Genomic DNA, 22,218 nt, shown 5'->3' on the forward strand with positions numbered 1-22,218 from the left:
GTCCCGGAATAGTCCGGGACAGTCCCCGAATGCGCCGACAAGGCCTTTCCGAAAGTCCGGGACAGTCCCCGAATTCGATCACGAGTACATCATGCACAGAACACGTTCCTGGCCCGCGCTGCGCGCGCTGGCCGGTTTCGCCACGGCCGTACTGGCCAGCTGGGGCCATGCGGCGCCGGCCGCCGACATTGAAGTCTACGATGGCCGCGCCGCCGCCGGCTGGCACGTCACGGTCGCCAATCCCGAGGCCCAGGCCCGGCTGGCCGGCCGCGCCGCCGCCGCGCCGCCCAATCCGAAGCAGCCTGCCGCGATGGTGCGCGCCGCGCGCATCACGAAGCAGCACAAGGACGATGCATTGCTGCTGACCTTCAAGGACACGTGGTACGCCAGCCTGCGCATCGAAGGCGGCGAGGCCGGCAGGGCCCTCGACCTGCGGTCCCACCTGCCCGATGGCGTGCTGGCCTTCGATCTCGACGTGCCCGACATGCGCAAGGGCGGCATCTACTTCCGCTTCGACTGCGGCAAGGACTGCGAGCGCAAGGTGCCGTATGTGCTGCCGGCGCGCGCGGCGGCGGGCAAGGGCTGGCGCCACGTGGAATTCGCCCTGCGCTGCTTCGTCCACGACGGCGACGACCTGTCGGCCATCCGGCAGCCCTTCGCCATCGAAGGCAACGGCGCCGGCCAGGTGGCCGTGGCCAATGTGCGCTTCAAGCGGCAAGGCAAGCCCAATGCCACGTGCCCGGACTACCGCACCGCCTCCGTCACGCCGGAACCGCTGACGGAACCGTGGGCGCTCGACTGGTGGATGCCGCGCCATGAGGCCAAGCTCAGGGAGATCGCCGAACGCCGGTCCAGCGGCAAGATGCCGGAGCTCGTATTCATCGGCGACTCGATCACGCAGGGCTGGGAAAAGGAAGGCAAGGACGAGTGGGCGCGGCGCTATGCGCGCTACAACGCGCTGAACCTGGGCTATGGCGGCGACCGCACGGAAAACATCCTGTGGCGCCTGCAGCATGGCGAAGTCGATGGCCTGGCGCCGAAAGTGGCCGTGCTGATGGCGGGCACCAACAACACGGGCCACCGCCAGGAAGACCCGGCCACGACAGCCGCCGGCCTGAAACGGATCATCGAGGAACTGCGCCGGCGCATGCCGTCGACGAAAGTGCTGGTGCTGGGCATCTTCCCCCGCGACGCGGCGCCGGACACGCGCTACCGCCGCATCAACAACGATATCAACCGCCTTCTCTCCACCTTCGCGGATAAGCAATCCGTGTTCTACCACGACGTGTCGGCCGCTTTCCTGCAGGCGGACGGCACCTTGCCGACGGACGTGATGCCGGACCTGCTGCACCCGAACGCGCGCGGCTACGCGCTGTGGGCCGAGGCGCTCGAACCCGTGCTGCAAAAGCTGCTGAGCGGCTACCGGTGGGACAGCGTCGCCATCGGCGGCGGCGGCTTCGTTACCGCCGTCATTCCCACCGGCGAGCGGGGTGTCGTGTATGCCCGCACCGATGTCGGCGGCGCCTACCGCCGGGATGCCGGCACCGGTCGCTGGCACGCGCTGCAGGACTGGGTGTCCGAGGACCAGACCGGCCTTCTCGGCGTCGATGCGCTGGCGGTGGACCCGAACGACGCCGCGCGTGTCTACCTGCTGGCAGGCATCGCCTACCTGAACGGCGGGCGCACGGCCGTGCTGCGCTCGAACGACCATGGCAAGAGCTTCGCCATCACGGACGTGACGGCCCAGTTCAAGACCCATGGCAACGGCATGGGCCGGCAAAACGGCGAGCGCCTGGCGGTCGATCCCGCCAATGGCAACGTGTTGTACGCCGGAAGCCGCGCCGATGGCTTGTTCGTCAGCTCGGATACCGGCGCCACGTGGCGCCGCAACGCCGCGCTGGACGTGACGACGACGCCCAACGGCGCCGGCATCGTCTTCGTGCTGCCCGATCCGGACAGTGCCACGCCAGATGGCGCACGCCGCCTGTTCGTCGGCATCTCGCGCTTCGGCAGTGTCGGCCCGAACCTGTACCGCAGCGACGACGGCGGCGCCACCTTCGTCCCCGTAGCCGGCACGCCGCCAGGCCTGATGCCCCACCGCGCCGCGCTGGACGGTCGCGGCAAGCTGTACGTGACCTTCGCCGACGGTGCCGGTCCCCATCCGAACGCTACCCAGCCGGAGCCGGTGAAGCGGGGCGGCGTCTTCCGCTACACCATCGACGCCCGCACCTGGCAGGACGCGACGCCGCCCGGCATCCGCAGCGCCTTCAGCGGCATCGCCGTCGACCGCAACGACCCGCGCCGCATCCTGGCCTCGACCATCAATACCTTCGTGCCGCAGGGCGACGCCAAGGGCGACCGCATCTTCCTGTCCCGCGACGGCGGTGCCAGCTGGACCGACGTGGTGGCCCGGGGCTTCGCGCGCGACAATGCCGGCATCGACTGGATCGCGGGCCACGGCATCCACTGGACCGGCTCGATCGCCTTCGACCCCTTCGACGGACGGGCCGCCTGGGTCACGTCCGGCAACGGCGTGTTCAGCACGGCAGACCTGGATGCCACGCCGGCGACGTGGCGCTTCGACGTGGCGGGCATGGAAGAGACGGTGCCCCTGAATATGGTCAGCGTGCCGCGCGGGCCGATGATCTCCGTCGTCGGCGACGTCGATGGCTTCGTCCACCGCGATCCGGCCCGCTACAGCCCGACGCACCAGCCGGGCATGGGCACGACCTTCGGCCTGGCGCTGGCGGCCGCACGCCCGGCCGTGATGGCGCGTGCCGGCGCGCACGTGTACACCACCATCGATGGCGGCACAAGCTGGCAGGCCGCGCCATCGGTGAAGGGTAAAAATGGCCAGCTGGCGTTGTCGGCCGACGGCGGCGTGCTGTTGCACAGCCCAGCGAAATCGGCACGCAGCTGGCGCACCGTCGACCTTGGCAGGCACTGGACCGAGGTGACCGGCCTGAAGGCCGATGCGCGGCCCGTGGCGGACCCGGTCGACCCGGAGCGCTTCTACGCCTACCAGGACGGCGCTTTCCTTGCCAGCACGGACGGCGGCAAGTCCTTCGCCGTCATGGCCACCCTGCCGGCGGGCGGCTCGAACGTGCTGGGCACCGCGCCAGGACGGGCAGGGGACGTGTGGGTGCCATTGAAGGACGGCGGCCTGGCCCGCTCGATCGACGGCGGCCACGCGTTTGCCCGGCTGCCGGACGTCCACTACTGCGGCGCCGTCGGCTTCGGCAAGGCGGCCGAGGGTGCCTCGTATCCGGCTGTGTACATCTGGGGCACGGTGGCGGCGCGGCGCGGCGTCCACCGCTCGCTGGACATGGGCCTCACGTGGCAGCGCATCAACGACGACGCGCACCAGTACGGCGGGCCCGGCGACGGCCGCTTCATCGTCGGCGACATGAACGTGTTCGGCCGCGTGTATATGAGCACGGCGGGCCGCGGCATCGTCTACGGCGAGGCATTATGAAGATTCGCCTGTTCTTTGTGCTCGCCATCCTGGCCGCGGGCGCCAGGGCCGCACCGGACCTGACCCTGCGCTACGACAAACCCGCCGCCGAGACCGACCAGGGCTGGGAGCAGGAGGCCCTGCCGGTGGGGAACGGCCGCATCGGCGCCATGGTGTTCGGGCAGCCGGGGCGCGAGCACCTGCAGTTCAACGACATCACCCTGTGGACGGGCGACGAGAAGACGATGGGCGCCTTCCAGCCTTTCGGCGATCTGCTCGTCGAGCTGCCGGGGCATGAGCGGGCGACGGACTACCGCCGCACGCTCGACCTGGCCGGCGCGCTGCACACGGTCAGTTACGTGCACGGCGGCGTGCGCTATACGCGCGAAGTGCTGGCCAGCCACCCGGCTGACGTCATCGTCGTGCGCCTGTCCGCCGACCGGCCCGGTGCCCATACGGGCGTGGTGCGGCTGACGGACCGCCACGGCGCCCACGTCGTCGCCGCCGGCAACCGGATCTATTCCACCGGTTCGCTGGCCGGCTTCGTCGTCACGCCGGCGCTGGGCAACCAGTGGACGCCGGCCTTCCAGCCGCCGTCGTCCAACGCGATGAGCTATGCCAGCCAGGTGCAGGTGCTGCACGAAGGCGGCACGGTGACGATGGAGGGCGACAGCGTGCGCTTCACCGGCTGCGATGCCGTCACCTTGATCCTCGGCGCCGGCACCAGCTATGCGCGCAACCCGGCCGTGCAGTTCCAGGGCCCCCATCCGCTGGCGCGCGTCACGCGGCAGGTAACGCAGGCCGCTGCCCAACCATGGCCGGTGCTGCAGGCGGCGCACACGCAGGACTGGCGCCGCCTGTTCGGCAGGGTCGACCTGGACGTGGGCGCCGCCCCGCGCGAGCGCCGTACGCTGCCGACCGACCGGCGGCTGGACACCTACACGATGCAGGGCGGCGACCCTGAACTGGAAGCGCAGTTCTTCCAGTACGGCCGCTACCTGCTGATCGCCAGTTCGCGCGGGCCGCTGCCGGCCAACCTGCAGGGCCTGTGGAACAACAGCCTGACGCCGCCGTGGAATGCGGACTACCACACCAATATCAATATCCAGATGAACTACTGGCCGGCGGAGACGGCCAACCTGTCGGAGCTGGCCATGCCGCTGTTCGGCTTTGTCGAAGCCATGGTGCCGGCCTACCAACGCCTGGTGGCGCACAGCGCGAGGCATGGCCCGCCGCCGTCGAACGCGGGCGACGCCGGCCAGCGGCTTGAGGCCGAGCCGGTGGAATCGTTCCGCCGCGCCGATGGCCGGCCCGTGCGGGGCTGGACCGTGCGCACCGAGTCGAACCCCTTCGGCTACACGGGCTTCCGGTGGAACAAGACGGCCAATGCCTGGTACGCGCTGCACTTCTGGGAGCACTATGCCTTCACGCAGGACCGCGCCTTCCTCGCCAGTACCGCCTATCCGCTGATGAAGGAAGTGAGCCGGTTCTGGCTGGACTACCTGAAGCGGCTGCCGGACGGCCGGCTGGTGGCGCCGGATGGCTGGTCGCCCGAACATGGCCCCGTCGAGGATGGCGTGGCCTACGACCAGGCCCTCGTGTGGGACGTTTTCGACAACACCGTGCGGGCCGCGCGGGCGTTGGGCGTCGATACCGCCTTTGCCCGCCAGGTAGCGCAGGCGCGTGACCGCCTGGCCGGCCCCCGCGTGGGCAGCTGGGGCCAGTTGCTGGAATGGCTGGAGGAGAAGAGCGACCCGGTGCTGGACACGCCGAAGGACACGCACCGCCACGTCTCGCACCTGTTCGGCGTCTTTCCCGGGCGGCAGATCACGCCGCAACGCACGCCGGCGCTGGCCGAGGCGGCCCGCAAATCGCTGGCGGCGCGGGGCGACGCGGGCACCGGCTGGTCGATGGCGTGGAAGATGGCCTTCTGGGCCCGGCTGCACGAAGGTGACCGCGCGTACACGATGCTGCGCGGCCTGCTGGCCAAGCCGGGCGCCCGGGCCGCCAAGCAGGCCTCGCAGGGCACGGAGCACAACAACGCCGGCGGCGCCTACCCGAACCTGCTGGACGCGCACCCGCCGTTCCAGATCGACGGCAATTTCGGCGCCACCGCAGCCATTGCTGAAATGCTGGTGCAGTCGCACGACGGCGCCATCGACCTGCTGCCGGCCTTGCCTGCGGCCTGGCCCGACGGCGCCGTGCGGGGCCTGCGCGCCCGAGGCGGCTGGGAAGTGGACGTGGCCTGGGCCGGCGGACGGCTGGTGTCGGCCACGGTGCGCGACGTCGCGGGCGCAAGGGCGCGCGACGTGCGCGTGCGCCATGGCGGCAAGAGCGTGACCCTGCGCCTGAATGCGGGTCAGGCAGGGCGGCTGGGACCAGCGCTGGCACGGCTGCCGGGCTAAATATCGTTTGCCGATTTGGTGAATTTCGCAATTGCCGCCCGTTTGCAATGAACAGACAATATTCGGCATTAAAAGAGTAGTTTCGTACTGAATAACCGAGGAGACGCTTTGAAACAGTTCAAGCTCACCGCGATCGCGCTGGCTGTCGCGCAGATCGCCATGCTGTCGTCGCAGGCCGCGTATGCCCAGTCGGCCGCGGCCAACCCGGCGGGCGATGCGCCCGTTACCGTCGTCGTGACGGGCCAGCGCGGCTCGATCGAATCGGCCCAGAAGCTCAAGCAGGATTCCGACGAGATCGTCGACTCGATCGTGGCCGAGGACATCGGCAAGCTGCCGGACCGCTCCGTCACGGAAGTGCTGCAGCGCGTCGTCGGCGTCACGATCGACCGCACCATGAGCCGGGGCGACCCGGAACACTATTCCGTCGAAGGCTCGGGCGTCTCCATCCGCGGCCTGTCGATGGTGCGCTCGGAACTGAATGGACGCGATTCCTTCTCCGCCAACGGCGGGCGCTCGCTGAACTTCGAGGACGTGCCGCCCGAGCTGATGGCGGGCCTGGACGTGTACAAGAACCCGTCGGCCGAGCAGATCGAAGGCGGCATCGGCGGGCTGGTCAACCTGCGCACGGCGCTGCCGTTCGACTTCAAGGGGCCGAAGGTCGGCATCTCCGCCCAGAGTACCTATTCGGAGCTGAGGAAGGGCAAATGGTCGCCGTCGGGCTCCGTGCTGCTGTCGAACCGCTGGAAGACGGGCATCGGCGAGATTGGCGCGCTGTTCGACTACGCCTACTCGGAAAGCGGCACCCGCACGGACGGCATGCAGGTCGAGCCCTACTATCCGCGCAACGACATCGAACCCGGCCGGACCGTCTGGGTGCCGAAAGGGGCGCAGTGGCGCACCCTGAACTTCGACCGCGAACGCCAGGGCCTGTACGGCGCGCTGCAATGGAAGGCCAACGCCGACCTGCGCTCGCACCTGACCTACTTCAAGTCGAAGTACGAAATGCAGTGGGACGAGCAGGCCCTGTTCGCCGCGTCGAGCCCCTACAATATCGGCCTGCGTCCCGGCGCCACCTACAGCCCCTCCGGCGCGCTGCTGACCGGGACGATGTACGACCGCGTCGACGCCGGCATCAACTACGGCGACGACACCCGTATCGCCAACCGCAAATCCGATACGACCGACATCTCGTGGAACGTCTCCTGGCGCGCCAACGACCGCTGGTCGTTTACGTCCGACCTGCAACGCATCAAGGCAAAGACCAACAGCCTCGATTCGACCGTCGCCACCGGCGTTCTGATGCCGGAGCAGCGGGTGGACTTTTCCGGCAAGCTGCCGCAGCTGATCTTCAACGACGCCCAGCGCGCCTACCTGGCCAATCCGAACAGCTACTACTGGGCCTTTACCCAGGAGCACCTGGACCGCAGCGTGGTGGAATCGAAGGCGTGGAAGGGCGACGCCAAGTACACCTTCGACCATCCCGTGCTGCGCGACCTGCGCTTCGGCGTGCGCCTGACCGAGCGCGATTCCGTCAACGAGAACTCGAACCCCGACTACAACTGGTCGCCCATCTCGCAGACCTGGCAGCTTGGGAACAATATCGACAACCTGGCCTGGCTGGCCGATCCACGCTTTTCCGGCGCAACCCACCTGACCACCTTTGATAATTTCTTCAACGGCAAGGCGAACGTACCGTCGCTGGTGTTCCCCGATACCTCGTGGGCGACCGGCTTCCCTGGGTCGTACGCCGCGCTGCACGAATTCCATAATATCCTCTGCGCCGAGCGTGCCGCCAGAACCGGCCAGGCGCAGAACTGCGCCACCTGGAGTCCGGCCAAGTTCGGCGATAACCCGGCCGGCATGAACGAGCAGTCGGAAAAGACCAAGGCACTGTTCACGCAGCTGCGCTTCGGCTTCGACAACTGGCGCTTCCCCGTGGACGGCAACATCGGCGTGCGCTACGTGAAGACGGACATGGAAGCGCGTGGCTACACGGTGTTCACGCCACCCACGGTCACTATCCCGCCCGGCAATACCGTGACGGGACCGGCAGTGCCGGTGATTCCGGCGTTCGCGGGCGACAGGTCCTACGCCAAGTCGTACCACAATGTGCTGCCCAGCCTGAACCTGCGCATGAAGGCACGCGACGACCTGCAGTTCCGTTTCGCATTGTCGCGCGCAATGTCGCGCCCCGACTTCAAGGACCTGCAGGGCTATGCCACCTTGACCCAGAACATCGACCTGACCAACTACCTGCTGGAGAGCCGCACGGTGGTCAACAGCATGACCTTGACGGGTGAAGGCAAGGGCAATCCGCTGCTGCGTCCCACCACTGCCACCCAGGTCGACCTGACGGCGGAATGGTATTTCGGGCGTGCCAGCTCGCTGACCGTCGCGCTGTTCAACAAGCGCCTGAAGGATGTCATCATCAAGCAGTCGTATGACTACCAGATCCCGGACGTCAACGGCACCATGCAGAACTTCACGGTGACGGGCCCCGTCAACGGTGCGAGGGGCCGCGCCACCGGTGTGGAGATCGCATATCAGCAGTATTTCGACAAGCTGCCTGGCGCCCTTTCCGGCCTGGGTGTGCAGGTCAACTACACCTTCGTCGACAGCACCACCAAGCCGTACAACTCGACCTTCGCGGCCTACTGCTCCGGCGGTAACACCGCCGCCAACCTCAACCTGAACCTGAATGGCTGCGACACGGACGGCCGCACGTTCGGCAACCTGCCCTTGCAATACCTGTCGCGCAACTCGTACAACCTGGCGCTGTTGTACGACAAAGGCCCGTGGTCGGCACGCATGGCATGGAGCTGGCGTTCGAAGAACCTGCAGGGCCTCAATGTCAACGGCACGCGCGGCGGCGACGGTACGGATACCAATCCGGCCAGCGCGACGGTGGGCCAGCGCAATGTCGGCTGGGCGCTGCCATTGTGGTCGGACGACTACGGCCAGCTCGATGCATCGCTGTCGTACCAGATCAACGAGCGCACGTCGATCGGCTTGGAAGCGCAGAACCTGACCGATGCCAAGGCCAAGCAGCTGATGCAGCAGGGGATCGGCATGATGGGCCGCGCCTGGTTCGTGTCCGGCGCGCGCTATACGGCCCAGATGCGTTACTCATTCTGACGGGTGCATATGAAAACGATTTCCCAACAAATGACATCGTTGGCGCTGGCCGCCGCCCTCGTGGCCGCCGGCGCGGGGGCCGCCGAGCTGCCCCGCATGGCGCAGAAGGACGGGCGCCACGCGCTGCTGGTGGACGGCGCGCCGTTCACGATGCTGGCTGCGCAGGCGCACAACTCCAGCAACTACGTGGCGGCGCTGCCCAAGGTGTGGGCCGCCGTGGCGGACGCCAATGCCAACACGCTGGAGATTCCCGTGGCGTGGGAGCAGGTCGAGCCCACCGAAGGCAAGTTCGATTTCAGCTACGTCGACACCCTGGTGGCGCAGGCGCGCGAACGCAATGTGCGCCTGGTGCTGCTGTGGTTCGGCACGTGGAAGAACACGGGCCCCAGCTATGTGCCGGAGTGGGTCAAGTTCAACAACGCCCGCTTTCCGCGCATGGTGGATGAAGGGGGCAAGCCGATCTACTGCCTGTCGCCGCACGGCACCGAGACCCTGAAGGCCGACCGCAAGGCCTTCGTCGAACTGATGAAGCACCTGAAGAAGATCGACGGCGACAAGCATACGGTCATCATGGTGCAGGTGCAGAACGAGGTGGGCACCTACGGCTGGGCGCGCGATTACGGCGCTGCGGCGCAGGCGGCGTTCAACCAGCCGGTGCCCGCCGAAGTGCTGAAGCTGCAGAAGGCGCCCGTGCCGGGCGCGGCGCGCGGCACGTGGAAGCAGGTCTACGGCGACTACGCCGAGCAGTACTTCCACACGTGGGCGATTGCCAGCTATATCGAGGAGATCGCCAAGGCCGGCCGCGCCGTGTACGACCTGCCCATGTTCGTCAATAACGCGCTGCGCGACGCCGTCGAGCCGCTCGCGCCGTGGAAGAAGAATTTCGCCAGCGGCGGCCCGACCTATGACGTGATCGGCATCTACAAGGCGGCCGCGCCCCATATCGACGTGGCCGGGCCGGACATCTACGAACCCGCATCGAACAAGGTGACCGCCACCCTCGACAAATTCAAGCGCCCCGACAATGCGCTGTTCGTGCCGGAGATTGGCAACGCCGCCGGCTATGCGCGCTATGCCTACGCCGTGCTGGGGCGGGGCGCCATCGGCTTCGCGCCGTTCGGCATCGACTACGCCGACTACAGCAATTTCCCGCTCGGCGCGAAAGCCACCGACCGCACGATGGTCGAGCCCTTCGGCACCGTATTCGGCGTGTTCCGCCCGATGATGCGCCAGTGGGCCCAGTGGGCCTACGACGGCCGCACGCACGGGGTGGCCGAGGGCGACGACCGCGCGCCGCAAAGCTTCACGATGCGGGGCTGGAAGGCCACCGTGTCGTTCCGCGAATGGCAGTTCGGCGAAGCGAAGTACTTCTCTCATATCCAGGACAGGCCGGCAGGCACCGAGACGCCCAATGGCGGCGTGGCCGTCGCGCAGATCGGCGACAATGAATTCATCGTCGTCGGCCAGCGCGCCCGCATCAAGTTCGAAGGCGCAGGCGCCAACGACGGCAAGCCATCGATGTATGCGCGGGTCGAGGAAGGCCAGTTCGACTACAAGGGCCGCTGGGTCATGGAACGCAACTGGAACGGCGACCAGACCGACTACGGCCTGAACTTCATGGCGCGGCCGACGGTGCTGCGCGTGAAGCTGGGCACCTACTAAAACAGCCACCGACAAGACGGGGACAACAGACTATGCAATTGAAGACAATCAGCCTGGCGTGCATGACGTTCGCCATCGCATGCAGCCCGGCCCTGGCCGGTACCTTCCAGCAAACCGTCAGCGGCATCACCGTCACGCCCGATACGGGGGCGGCGAAGGAGATTCGCCTGGAACTGATGGCCGACAATATCGTCCACGTCGTCAAGGTCGACCAGGCCGGCAAGCAGCTGACGCCGTCGCTGATGACGGTGGCCAAGCCCTGCGCCTGCCGCTTCGACGTGAAGAAGACGGGCAACGCCGTGGCGCTGACGGCAGGACGCATCGTCGCCACCGTGTCGCTGGCCGACGGCCAGGTGCAGTTCGCCGATCCGAAAGGGGGCGTGTTCCTGAAGCAGGCTTCCGAATCCATCACGCCGGTAAACCTGGAAGGGCGTCAGTTCCTGGCCGTCAAGCAGGGCTTCAACCATGGCACGAAGGATGCGTTCTACGGCACCGGTCAGCACCAGAACGGCCAGATGAACCTGAACGGCGAGGACGTGCAGCTGCTGCAGCATAATATGGACGTGGCCGTGCCCTTCGTCGTCTCGGACAAGAACTACGGCCTGCTGTGGGATAACAACGGCATCTCCCGCTTCGGCGACCCGCGCCCCTACGGCCCGATGGAACGGGACCTGAAGCTGGCGGATGCCGACGGCAAGGCCGGTGCACTGACGGCGCGCTACTACGTCGGCGGCAAGCTGGCCCTGACGCGGCGCGAATCGGACATCAAATACCAGTACCTGAAGGACGTGGCCGAGTTCTGGCCCAAGGAGCTGGGGCCCCTGAAGGGCCTGAAGGACGTGCGCGTCGTGTGGGAAGGCACGCTGACCTCCGACAAGCCGGGCCGCCACAAGATGCAGATGTATTCGTCCGACTACGCCACCTTGACCATCGACGGCAAGAAGACGCTGGACGTGTGGCGCCAGGGCTGGAACCCCTGGTACCACAATTTCGAGGTCGATTTCACGGCCGGCAAGCCCGTCAGGTTCCACCTGGACTGGAAGCCCGAGGGCGGCATGATCGCCATGACGCACAACGACCCGCTGCCCAAGCCCGAGCGCCATTCGCTGACGATGTCGTCCGAGCTGGCCGAGGGCCTGAACTACTACGTCATCCGTGGCACCAGTATCGACAACGTCATTGGCGGCTACCGCACCCTGACGGGCGAGCAGCCGATGATGCCGAAATGGGCCTACGGCTTCTGGCAGTCGCGCCAGCGTTACGAAACCCAGCAGCAGCTGCTGGATACGGTGGCCCAATACCGCCAGCGCGGCTGGCCGCTCGATAATATCGTGCAGGACTGGTTCTACTGGCCGGAGAACGGCTGGGGCTCGCACGACTTCGACAAGAAGCGCTTCCCCGACCCGAAAGGCATGGTCGACGCGGTGCACAAGCAGAACGCCCGCATCATGATTTCCATCTGGGGCAAGTTCTACTCGGACACGGACAACTACAAGGAGCTCGCGGCGGCCGGCGGCATGTGGACGAAGAACGTGGAGAACGGCGACCTCGATTGGGTCGGCCCCGGCTACAAGAACAGCCACTACGACCCGTACACGCAGAAGGCGCGCGACATGTACTACCGCCAGATGAAGACCAAGCTGGTCGACCTGGGTTTCGACGCGTGGTGGATGGACAATACGGAACCGGACGTGCTGTCGAACTCGCGCCTGGAAGACTTCAAGAAGCTGATCGGCCCGACCGTCTACGGCCCCGGCGAAGTGACCTTCAACAGCTACAGCCTGGCCCACACCCAGGGCTTTTACGACCACCTGAAGGCCGACCAGCCGGACAAGCGCCAGTTCATCCTGTCGCGCTCCGGTTTCGCCGGCGTGCAGCGCAATGCCGTGGCCGTATGGAGCGGCGACATCGTCGGCCGCTGGAACAACCTGTACGACCAGATCTCGGCGGGCGTGCAGATGTCGATGTCGGGCATCCCGAACTGGACCCACGATATCGGCGGCTACGCCCAGGAGACCCGCTTCCAGACGGGCGAACTGGGCTCGGCCCAGGAAAACCGCACCGTCGACGGCAGCAAGGCCAAGCCGGAGGACATCGCCGAGTGGCAGGAGATGAACCTGCGCTGGTTCCAGTTCGGCGCCTTCTCGCCCCTGTTCCGCTCGCACGGCGAAGTGGTCAAGCGCGAAATCTACAACCTGGCGCCGGAAGGCTCGCCCACGCGCGAATCGATGGTGTGGTACCTGAAACTGCGCTACCGCCTGATGCCGTACATTTATGCCACGGCGTCGGACACGCACTTCAACAGCGGCTCCATCATGCGCGGCCTCGTGATGGACTTCCCCAAGGACGAGAAGGTCAAGGACATCCGCGACCAGTACCTGTTCGGCAGCGCCATGCTGGTCGCGCCCGTGTACGCCCACGGCGCGCGCGAGCGCAGCGTCTACCTGCCCAAGGGCGCAGCCTGGTACGATTACTTCACCGGCCAACGCCACGAGGGCGGCAAGACCATCACGGTCAAGGCGCCTGAAACGCAGATGCCGCTGCTGGTCAAGGCGGGCGCCATCGTGCCGATGGGACCCGTCACGCAGTACGTCGACGAGAAGCCCGACGCCCCAATCACCTTGAAGGTCTACACGGGCGCCAGCGGCCAGTTCAGCTTCTACGAGGACGACGGCGTCACGGAAGCCTACCGGCGCGGCGAGTTCACCCGTATCCCGCTGCGCTACGACGAGCACACCGGAACCTTGAGCATCGGCGCGCGCGAAGGGCAGTACAAGGGCATGGTGGGCAAGCGTACCTTCCGCGTCCACTTCGTCAAGCCGGGTACGTCGTCGGCCGATACGCTGGACACGGCCGACAAGGAAGTGACGTACGAAGGCAAACCCGTGACGGTGAAACTGTAGGATGGCGCGCACCGTGAAACTTCGCTTGAAACCCATGGTCCGTGCCGCGGCCGCGTTATCGGCTGCCCTGTTCGTCGCCTCCGCCGGGGCCCAGCCGCCCGGCGATCCGGACGGGCGCGCCGCTGCCCTGGTGGCGCAGATGACGCAGGACGAGAAGCTGCGCCTCGTGTTCGGCTATTTTTCCACCGACTTCAACGGCGTGGCGCGGCCGAAGGAGGGCATCAACTACACGGCCGGCTTCATCCACGGCATCGAGCGTTTGATGATCCCGCCGCAGCACCAGACCGATGCCGGCATCGGCGTGGCCACGCAGCCATCGCCGGCGCCCCGCGGGCGCACCGCGCTGCCTTCCGGCCTGGCCACGGCAGCCACGTGGAACCGCAAGCTGGCCTTCGAGGCCGGTGCCATGATCGGCAAGGAGGCCAGGCTGTCCGGCCACAACGTGATGCTGGGCGGCTCCGTCAACCTGATGCGCGAGCCCCGCAACGGCCGCAACTTCGAGTACGGCGGCGAGGACCCGCTGCTGGCCGGCCTGATCACGGGCGAGCAGATCCGGGGCATCCAGTCCAACGGCATCGTCTCGACCATCAAGCACTTCGCCTTCAACGACCAGGAAACCAACCGCACCACGGTCGACGTGCAGATCGAGGATGCAGCGGGGCGCATGTCGGACCTGCTGGCGCTGCAGATCGCCACGGAGGTGGGCGACCCCGGTTCCGTCATGTGCTCGTATAACCTCGTCAACGGCGTGTATGCCTGCGAAAGCGACTACCTGCTGAACCGGGTACTGAAGCGCGACTGGGGCTACAAGGGCTACGTGATGTCCGACTGGGGCGCCGTGCACTCGACCATTCCGGCCGCGCTGGCGGGGCTGGACCAGCAGTCCGGCTGGCCCTTCGATGCGTCGCCGTATTTCGGCCCGGCGCTGCGCGAGGCGGTGGAAAACGGCCATGTGCCGGCCAAACGGCTGGACGACATGGTGCAACGCATCCTGCGCGCCATGATCGCCAATGGCTTGCTGGACAATCCCGTGCCCGTCGTCGAGCCGCACAAGATCGACTTCGCCGCCCATGCGCTGGTGAGCCGGCGCGGTGCGGAGGAGGGCATCGTTCTGCTCACGAACGGTAACGGCGTGCTGCCTCTGACCGGCGGCATCAAGCGCATCGCCGTCATCGGCGGCCATGCCGACGTGGGCGTGCTTTCCGGCGGCGGCGCGGGCCAGGTCCACCCTGTCGGCGGCAGCCCTGTCAAGGGCGAAGGGCCGCAGGGCTTCCCCGGCCCCATCATCTACTTCCCGTCCTCGCCCCTGAAGGCGCTCGCCGCGCGTACGAAGGCCGAAGTGGTGTACCACGACGGCAAGGACGTGGCGGCGGCCGCGAAACTGGCCGCATCCAGCGACATCGCCATCGTGTTCGGCACGCAGTGGACGGCGGAAAGCTTCGATGTGCCGTCGCTGGCCTTGCCCGACGGGCAGGCCCGGCTGATCGACGCCGTCGCAGCGGCGAACGGCCGCACCGTCGTCGTGCTGGAAACGGGCGGACCCGTGACGATGCCGTGGGTCGGCAAGGCGGCTGCCGTGCTGGCCGCGTGGTACCCCGGCAGCGCCGGCGGCGAGGCGATCGCGCGCGTGCTGACGGGCGAAGTCGACGCGGCGGGCCGCCTGCCGGCCACGTTCCCCGTATCGGAAGACCAGCTGCCGCGCCCGAAAATCGACGGCGACCCGGCCAGCAAGACGGGCCGCTTCAAGACGGACTACAACATCGAGGGCGCCGCGGTCGGCTACAAGTGGTTCGAGAAGACGGGTAAGAAGCCCCTGTTCGCCTTCGGCCACGGCCTGTCCTACACCACCTTCGCCTTCGACGGCATGACGGCACGTGCCGCCGGCAAGGGCGACGTCGCCGTCACCTTCGGGGTGAAGAACACGGGTACGCGCGCCGGTTACGCCGTGCCGCAGGTGTATGCGGCCGCGAAACCCGCGGCCGGCTGGGAGGCACCGCGCCGGCTGGCCGGTTGGGACAAGCTGCTGCTGCAGCCGGGCGAACGGCGCGATGTCACCGTCACGGTGCCGGCCCGGATGCTGGCCGTGTATTCGACCAGGGCCGGCGCATGGAAGGTGGCGCCGGGCGACTACACCTTCACGCTGGCGACGGCGTCCGACGCGCCGGTGGCCACCAGTACCGTCAAGGTAGGCGCGGCGACGATTCCCGTCGCCCTGCAACGGGCGGCCCGGTGAAAAGGCTGGCCGTCGCCGCGCTGGCGGCCTGCTGGATACCGGCCGTGCTGGCGGCCCAGTTCAACGTGCTGGTGTTTACCAAGACGGCCGGCTGGCACCACGAGTCCGTGCATGCGGGTGTCGCGGCCATGCAGCAGCTGGGCAAGCTGCATGACTTCGACGTCTTCTGGACCGCTGACGCGGGCCGCGTCTTCAACGACAGGGAGCTGGCGAAATACCAGGCCGTCGTCTTCATGCTGACGACGGGCGACGTGCTCGACGCGGACCAGCAGGCCGCGTTCGAGCGCTATATCCGTTCCGGTGGCGGCTATGTGGGCGTGCACAGCGCCGCCGATACGGAATACGGCTGGCCGTGGTACCGCCAGCTGGCCGGCCATATGTTCCACACCCACCCGCCCGTGCAGACGGCCTCGCTGAAGGTGGAGGATGCCGGCTTTCCCGGCATGGAGCGCTTCGCACCGCGCAACCTGTTCACGGAAGAGTGGTACGAATTCCACCCGGCCGAATCGTCGAAGCTGCACTACCTGCTGACGGTGGACGAAAGCAGCTACCAGCCGGCCGTTGTCAAGGACCGGCCAGGGCGGGGCATGGGCAGCTTCCACCCCGTCAGCTGGTACCAGCAGCACGACGGCGGCCGCGCCTTCTATACGGCGCTGGGCCACCTGCCCGCAACGTACGAGGATGCCGTGTTCCGCCACCACCTGTATGGCGGCATCTACTGGGCGGCGACGGGCAAGGGCGTCAAGGCGAAGTAGGGGTTTCTGGTACGCTGGCACCATTCTCGTTTGCCGAAAGTGCCCCATGACTCCAGAAGCTGTCCGTACCGCCTTCGCCCCGACCGGCTCGCTGCGCGCGTCCATCAACCTGGGCAATCCCATCCTCGCCAACCGTGGCGCCGACGGCCGCCCCTTCGGCGTATCCGTCGACCTGGCCACCGCGCTGGCGCGCGAGCTGGGTGTGCCTTTGGCGCTGGTGGTGTTCGACACGGCCGGCAAGTCGGTCGATGCCGTCGTCGACGGCCGGGCCGACTTCGGCTTCTTCGCCATCGACCCGGTACGCGGATTCGATATCGCGTTCACGCCGCCGTATGTGCTGATCGAAGGCTTCTATCTCGTCAGGGACGATTCGCCGTTGACGACGAACGGCGAAGTGGACGTGGCGCGGCACCGGGTCGTCGTCGGCAAGGGCAGCGCCTACGATCTGTTCCTGACGCGCGAACTGAAGGCCGCCACCCTCGTGCGTGCGCCGTCGTCGCAAGCCGTGGTCGACACCTTCCTGGCCGAGGGCGCCGACGTGGCGGCCGGCGTACGCCAGCAGCTCGAAGCCGACGCCGAACGCATCGGCGGCGGCCTGCGGTTGCTGGACGAACGCTTCATGGTGATCCGGCAGGCGATGGGGGTGCAGAAGAACCGCGGCCCGGAGGCGGCCGCCTACCTGGCCGATTTCGTCGAGCGGATGAAGGCCGCCGGCTTCGTCGCGAACGCGCTGGCGCGCCACGACATCCGAGGCGCCGCCGTCGCCCCCGCCGGACAGTAAGCGTCCCCGGCAACGACAAGCCATCCGGTGTCCGACACCTGAAGAAGCCCGGCGACAAAACTCATGCGTCCTCCACCACCAGCCCATTGCCGACATAGACGCGATAGCTGGCGATGCGGCCGGTGACGCCTTCGGTGCCCTGGCGCGGCGTGTAGCGCAGGCCGGCGACCGTCATTTCGCTGCCAAGGTCGAGGATCAGGCGATGCGGCGGGCGGGCCGGTTGCGCCGTGCTCCAGGCCGAGTGCCAGTAATCCGTGGCCTGGCCGTTGATGGCGTTCAGGGCGGAGCCGTCTTCCTTCTTCGCTTCCTCGCTGCTGGCGTAGGCGATGGTCCAGCTGGACTGGTTCAGCGTCTTGCCGTCCGCGCCCAGCAGGGCGATTTCAGCGATGGCGGCGAATGGCTTGCCGTCAAACGCGTCCAGCGCTTCCAGGCAGACCTGGCGCCCTGTCGCGGCTTGGGCGAACTTCACATCCTGGGTGCCGCTGCCGGGCGCGAAGCGGGCGGCGTGTACCGGCGTCAGGCCCGCAAGCCTTGGCCGTGCGGTGTTCGGCGGACGCGCCAGGTCGCGCTCGGGCTGCAGCCTGTCCAGCACCGGCAAGGTCAGGCCGGCGATACGGGCCGCCCGTGGGCCCGTCAGGTCGAGCACCACCACTTCGTTGCGGCCCGCCTTGAGCCATGGGCCGGGAAGGTACATCGTCTGTGTCGGGCCGATGCTCCAGTAGCGGCCCAGGCAGCGGCCATTGATCCACACGATGCCCTGGCCCCACGTGCTCATGTCGAGGAAGGTGTCGGCCTGCTCGCCCGCCGTGAAGCCGCCGCGCCAGAATGCCGCGCCCTTGACGCGCGTCCTTTGCCACGCCAGCGGGGGCAGGGCGCCATCCGCATCGAAGTCGATGGCGCGGATTTCCCAGTTCTCCAGCGGCTGCGCGTCGGCCTTGCGCCCCTTGCCCTTGGCCCGCAGCGTGACGGGACCGTGCAGGCCCTTGCGGTCGTGGATCTCGACGCCGAAGTTCACGCGCGCGATGGTGTACAGCAGGATCTCCAGCACGGCGGGCCGCGTGCGGGCCGGCAGCTCGACCTTGAAGCGCCGGTGGCGCGTGTCGAATGTGCCCACCGGCTTGCCGTCCAGCTGGACCCAGGCCAGGTCGCGCACCTTGGCCGCTTCCAGCACGGCGGCCGGACCGGCCGGCACGGTTACCCGGTAGACGACGATGCCGCGGCTGATGTCGTACTGCTCGATGGGACGGGGCGAGACGTCCCGGATCGGCGTGGCGGGCAGGTTCGCCAGCACGGCTGCGCATTCGTCCAGCACAAATGGCGAGATTGCCATCACGGGCTTTTTCCCCGGCGCGGCCGGCAGCGTTTCGCCCGGCGCCAGGTGGCGCGACAGGCCGGCGCGGTAGGCCTCGAACTTGGCGCCGATCCAGCCCGCTTCGCCGATGGGGGCATCGTAGTCATAGCTGGTGGTATCGGGCCGGAACGGCCGGTCGCAGCCGCCCCACAGGCCGAAGGTGGTGCCGCCGTGCGCCATGTACAGGCTGAACGAGCCGTTCATGGCCAGCATCGCCTCGATGTCGGCCACGGCCTTGGTGGCTTCGCCGCGCCGGTGCGGCGCGCCCCACGTGTCGAACCAGCCCGAGTAGTATTCACCGCACATCAGCGGCCCCTTCTGCACGGCCTTCAGCGCGGCGAAGCCCCCTTGCGGATCGCTGCCGAAGTTCGCCACCGAGAACAGCTCGGGAATATGGGTCTTGGCCACGGCATTGGTGGGATTGCACTGGAACAGGGGCACGTCGAACTTCGCGTCGAGCAGGGCCTGGCGCATCGCGCGCATATAGTCCAGGTCCTCGCCGAAGAAGCCATACTCGTTCTCCACCTGCACCATCAGTACGGGCCCGCCGTGCGTCACCTGCAAGGGGCCGAAAATGCGGCCCACCTCGGCCAGCCAGCGCCGCGCCGGCTCGACGAAGGCCGGGCTGCGCGTGCGCAGGAAGGCGTCACCCGGCTGCTTCAGCAGCCACCAAGGCAGGCCGCCCATTTCCCATTCCGCGCAGGCATAAGGGCCGGGCCGCAGGATCACCCACAGGCCTTCTTCCTGGGCCATGCGGCAGAACGCGGCGGCGTCGCGCTGGCCGCGCCAATCGAACTTCCCTTCGCGCCATTCATGGAAGTTCCAGAACAGGTAGGCACAGACGGCATTCAGGCCCATTGCCTTGATGGCTTGCAGGCGGTGGCGCCAGTACGCCGGCGGCACGCGGGCAAAATGGATTTCGCCACAGCGGATCTGCAGCGGCTTGCCGTCGAGGAGGAAGTCCCCTTCGCCGATGGTGAAGCGGGGGGACGCGGCATTGGCCTGCGACGGGGGCAGCAGTGCGCTGCCGGCGACGGCGGCCGTGCCGAGCAACAGGCGGCGGCGGCGGGAAGGTTGGGTCATGGAGCAGCCTTGATGGGTTGATCGGAAGGGGAGACGGTCGGGTGCAGCCTGGCCATGCAGGCCACGCACAGCAGCGAGCAGATGGCGGCGCTGAGCAAGGTGAGGCGGTAGTCGTGGCCGGCCAGGTCCAGCAGGGGGCCCTGCACGGCCGTGACGACGATGGTGGCCAGCACCACCAGCATGTCCTTGGTGGCGTTGAACTGCACGAACTGCGCCGCCGGGAACAGCGCCATCGGCAACGAGGACGCGGCCGTGAAGTAGGCGCCGGACAGCGCCACGTGGACAAGATAGAACACCTTGAAGCTGGTGGCGCCGTCCACCAGCAACCAGCCCGCCGCGGCGATGGCGCAGTACAGGAGCATCACGGCGCCCGACACCCGCACGGCGCCGCGCCGGTCCACCAGCCAGCCGACGACGAAGGCCGACGCGATCGAGATGGCATAGCCGGCCGCCGTCAGCGCGCCCAAGGTTGCCTTCGGCACGCCGTGGGCGTGGGCGTAGTACTGGTAGAAGGTGTTGAAGGGGGCGAAGGTGACGCCGGCCAGCAGGAACACGGCCACCGCCAGCAGGAAGGAAGGGTGGGCCATGCACTGCCTGACGCGCTCACGCGGCATTGCCTGTGCGTTGGCCACCGGGCCGCTGGTGGTCCGCGGTTCGCGCACCATCAGGCACATTGCCAGCACCGGCAAGGCGAAGGCAAACGCGGCGCAAGCCAGCACGGAAGCAAGGTGCCGCTCCGTCAGCGCGAACAGCCAGCCGTTGAAGCCGATGCCGACGGACAGGCCGACGATGCGCACGGCGGCGAAGAAGCGCCCCAGCAGCGCGCGGGGCACGACGTCGCTGACCAGGCCCGTAAACATCGCCATGGCCGTCAGGGCGGCGCATTCGAACAGGGTCCAGAACAGGCAAAACAGCGCAAGTGTGCACGCACGCGTTTCGATGCCGCCGGCAGCGGCGAGGGCAGGCGCCAATACCGGCGTGACGGCCAGCCCCAGCAAGGCCAGGCTGCCGAGCGGCGCCGCCACGAACAGGAAGGGGCGGCGCCGGCCATGGCGGCTGCGGCAGCGGTCGGACCGGTAACCCAGCCAGGGCACCAGCAGCACGGAAATCACGGCCGGCACGGTGGCCAGCAGCAGCGACGTGGCGGTGTCGGAAGCGCCGGCCTGGCGCAGCATCTCCAGCGCTGTCGGCTGCGCGGCGCGGTCGCGGATGGCGATGCCCAGGTCGCCCACCAGCAGCCAGCCCAGCGTAACGGCGGCACCGGCGCCCAGACCCAGCACGAGCGGCCCGGCCGGCCGGGCGCCTGCCGTGTCAGCGCTGGCGAGCACGCCCGGCTTCATCGGCATCGGCAGGAACGGCACGGGAACGGGGCACGGGGCCGGTCGACTTGCGCACCACCAGTTCGAGGGGGAAGGCGATGCGGCGCGGGCCGATCTCGCCGCCTTCGACCAGGCCCACCACCTCGGCCACGGCACTGGCGGCCATCGCGTCCAGCGGCTGGCGCATCGTCGTCAGGGGCGGGAAGATATGGCTCGAGATGGGAATATCGTCGAAGCCGATCACGGAAATATCGGCTGGGACCTTCAGGCCCCGGCTGTGGATGGCGTCGATGGCGCCGAAGGCCATTTCGTCGTTGGCGGCGAAGATGGCCGTGGGCGGTTCGGGCAGGTCCAGCAGCCGGCCGGTCGCCGCATGGCCGCCCGTCTGGGCAAAGGCGCCTTCCTCCATCAGCGCGGCATCGACGGCAATGCCCGCGGCTTCGAGGCTGTCGATATAGCCCTTCTGCCGCTCGGCACTCTGGCCCGTGGCGCTCGTGCCGGCGATGAAGGCGATGCGGCGGTGGCCCAGGGCCAGCAGGTGCTCGACTGCGGCCCTCGCGCCGGCGCGGTTTTCCAGCGCCACCACGGGCAGCTGCATGGCTCTTGCATCGAAGCTGACGAACACGCAGGGCATGCGCTGGCGCTCGACGACGTTCAGGTAGTCGTCGGCCCCGTTGGGCATCAGCAGCAGCAGGCCGTCGCACAGCTTGCCCAGCATGTCGCTGGTCTGCTGCCGTCCCGGGCGGTCGAAGCGCTCCGCATTGAACAGCAGGATGTCGTAGCCGCGTGCGCGGGCCTCGGCGCTGATCGCCTTGGTGATCTCGTGCAGCACCTGCGAGCCGTAGTTATTGACGAAGACGCCGATCAGCCGGCTCTTCTCGCCCCGCATCCGGCGCGCCAGCATATCGGGCGTGTAGTCGAGCTGCGCGGCCGCCGCGAGGATGCGTTCGCGCGCCGCCTCCGACACGTAGCCGACGCCGCGGATGGCGCGCGAGGCCGTGATCGGCGACACGCCGGCGATCTTCGCCACTTCACTCAGTTTGCTGGCTTTGCGCATGCTGGTCGTCCCGGGCTGCCGCCGCGGTGCGGCTGGCGATGTGGTCACGATACCACATGAGTTCAGCAAAATGCAAAATG

11 protein-coding genes are annotated in these 22,218 nt (G+C 67.8%); 8 read left to right on the forward strand and 3 right to left on the reverse strand.

Features of this window, described 5'->3' with window-relative positions:
• Positions 1–91: 91 nt before the first annotated feature.
• From GM672_RS07185 to GM672_RS07220, 8 genes are all read left to right on the forward strand, one after another.
• Positions 92–3,475, forward strand: a complete 3,384-nt coding sequence (locus GM672_RS07185; protein WP_155469847.1) for a GDSL-type esterase/lipase family protein — start codon at positions 92–94, stop codon at positions 3,473–3,475.
• On the forward strand, positions 3,472–5,859 hold the full coding sequence (locus GM672_RS07190) for a glycoside hydrolase family 95 protein (RefSeq protein ID WP_155469848.1): 2,388 nt from the start codon (positions 3,472–3,474) through the stop codon (positions 5,857–5,859). Before GM672_RS07185 ends, GM672_RS07190 begins: the two co-directional genes overlap by 4 nt.
• 108 nt (positions 5,860–5,967) lie before the next feature.
• Entirely contained in the window at positions 5,968–8,994 is a 3,027-nt protein-coding gene (locus tag GM672_RS07195) for a TonB-dependent receptor (protein ID WP_155469849.1), read from the forward strand.
• Positions 8,995–9,024: 30 nt separating this feature from the next.
• The gene (locus tag GM672_RS07200; RefSeq protein ID WP_229417592.1) at positions 9,025–10,656 is read left to right on the forward strand and encodes a DUF5597 domain-containing protein; all 1,632 of its coding nucleotides are present in this window, start codon (positions 9,025–9,027) and stop codon (positions 10,654–10,656) included.
• A 32-nt stretch (positions 10,657–10,688) separates the two neighbouring features.
• Positions 10,689–13,559 carry a glycoside hydrolase family 31 protein gene (locus GM672_RS07205; protein ID WP_155469851.1) on the forward strand — a complete coding sequence of 957 codons (2,871 nt, stop codon included), beginning with the start codon at positions 10,689–10,691 and terminating at the stop codon, positions 13,557–13,559.
• A gap of 34 nt (positions 13,560–13,593) precedes the next feature.
• Positions 13,594–15,792, forward strand: coding sequence for a beta-glucosidase family protein (locus tag GM672_RS07210; protein WP_155469872.1), 2,199 nt, complete (start codon positions 13,594–13,596; stop codon positions 15,790–15,792).
• Positions 15,789–16,547 (forward strand): ThuA domain-containing protein, encoded by a 759-nt coding sequence (locus GM672_RS07215; RefSeq protein ID WP_170299958.1) that lies wholly within the window; start codon positions 15,789–15,791, stop codon positions 16,545–16,547. The genes GM672_RS07210 and GM672_RS07215 overlap by 4 nt, the downstream gene beginning before the upstream one ends.
• Before the next feature lie 46 nt (positions 16,548–16,593).
• Positions 16,594–17,328, forward strand: coding sequence for an ABC transporter substrate-binding protein (locus GM672_RS07220; protein ID WP_155469853.1), 735 nt, complete (start codon positions 16,594–16,596; stop codon positions 17,326–17,328).
• A 61-nt stretch (positions 17,329–17,389) separates the two neighbouring features.
• On the opposite strand, the gene GM672_RS07225 is transcribed toward GM672_RS07220, so the two are convergent.
• Genes GM672_RS07225 through GM672_RS07235 form a run of 3 tightly spaced genes read right to left on the reverse strand, consistent with a single transcriptional unit; the run spans position 17,390 to position 22,138 of the window.
• On the reverse strand, positions 17,390–19,762 hold the full coding sequence (locus GM672_RS07225; protein WP_155469854.1) for a beta-galactosidase: 2,373 nt from the start codon (positions 19,760–19,762) through the stop codon (positions 17,390–17,392).
• Positions 19,759–21,090, reverse strand: a complete 1,332-nt coding sequence (locus tag GM672_RS07230; RefSeq protein ID WP_170299963.1) for an MFS transporter — start codon at positions 21,088–21,090, stop codon at positions 19,759–19,761. The genes GM672_RS07225 and GM672_RS07230 overlap by 4 nt, the downstream gene beginning before the upstream one ends.
• Complete coding sequence (locus tag GM672_RS07235; RefSeq protein ID WP_155469856.1) at positions 21,074–22,138, reverse strand: LacI family DNA-binding transcriptional regulator; 1,065 nt, start codon at positions 22,136–22,138, stop codon at positions 21,074–21,076. The genes GM672_RS07230 and GM672_RS07235 overlap by 17 nt, the downstream gene beginning before the upstream one ends.
• Positions 22,139–22,218 lie beyond the last annotated feature (80 nt).

This window comes from Pseudoduganella buxea, from assembly GCF_009720835.1.
Taxonomy (GTDB): Bacteria; Pseudomonadota; Gammaproteobacteria; order Burkholderiales; family Burkholderiaceae_D; genus Rugamonas; species Rugamonas buxea.

Coding starts and splice junctions, on each gene's coding strand:
- GM672_RS07185 (WP_155469847.1), top strand. CDS start 92: ATGCACAGAACACGTTCCTGGCCCGCGCTGCGCGCGCTGGCCGGTTTC.
- GM672_RS07190 (WP_155469848.1), top strand. CDS start 3,472: ATGAAGATTCGCCTGTTCTTTGTGCTCGCCATCCTGGCCGCGGGCGCC.
- GM672_RS07200 (WP_229417592.1), top strand. CDS start 9,025: ATGACATCGTTGGCGCTGGCCGCCGCCCTCGTGGCCGCCGGCGCGGGG.
- GM672_RS07205 (WP_155469851.1), top strand. CDS start 10,689: ATGCAATTGAAGACAATCAGCCTGGCGTGCATGACGTTCGCCATCGCA.
- GM672_RS07210 (WP_155469872.1), top strand. CDS start 13,594: ATGGTCCGTGCCGCGGCCGCGTTATCGGCTGCCCTGTTCGTCGCCTCC.
- GM672_RS07220 (WP_155469853.1), top strand. CDS start 16,594: ATGACTCCAGAAGCTGTCCGTACCGCCTTCGCCCCGACCGGCTCGCTG.
- GM672_RS07225 (WP_155469854.1), bottom strand. CDS start 19,762: ATGACCCAACCTTCCCGCCGCCGCCGCCTGTTGCTCGGCACGGCCGCC.
- GM672_RS07235 (WP_155469856.1), bottom strand. CDS start 22,138: ATGCGCAAAGCCAGCAAACTGAGTGAAGTGGCGAAGATCGCCGGCGTG.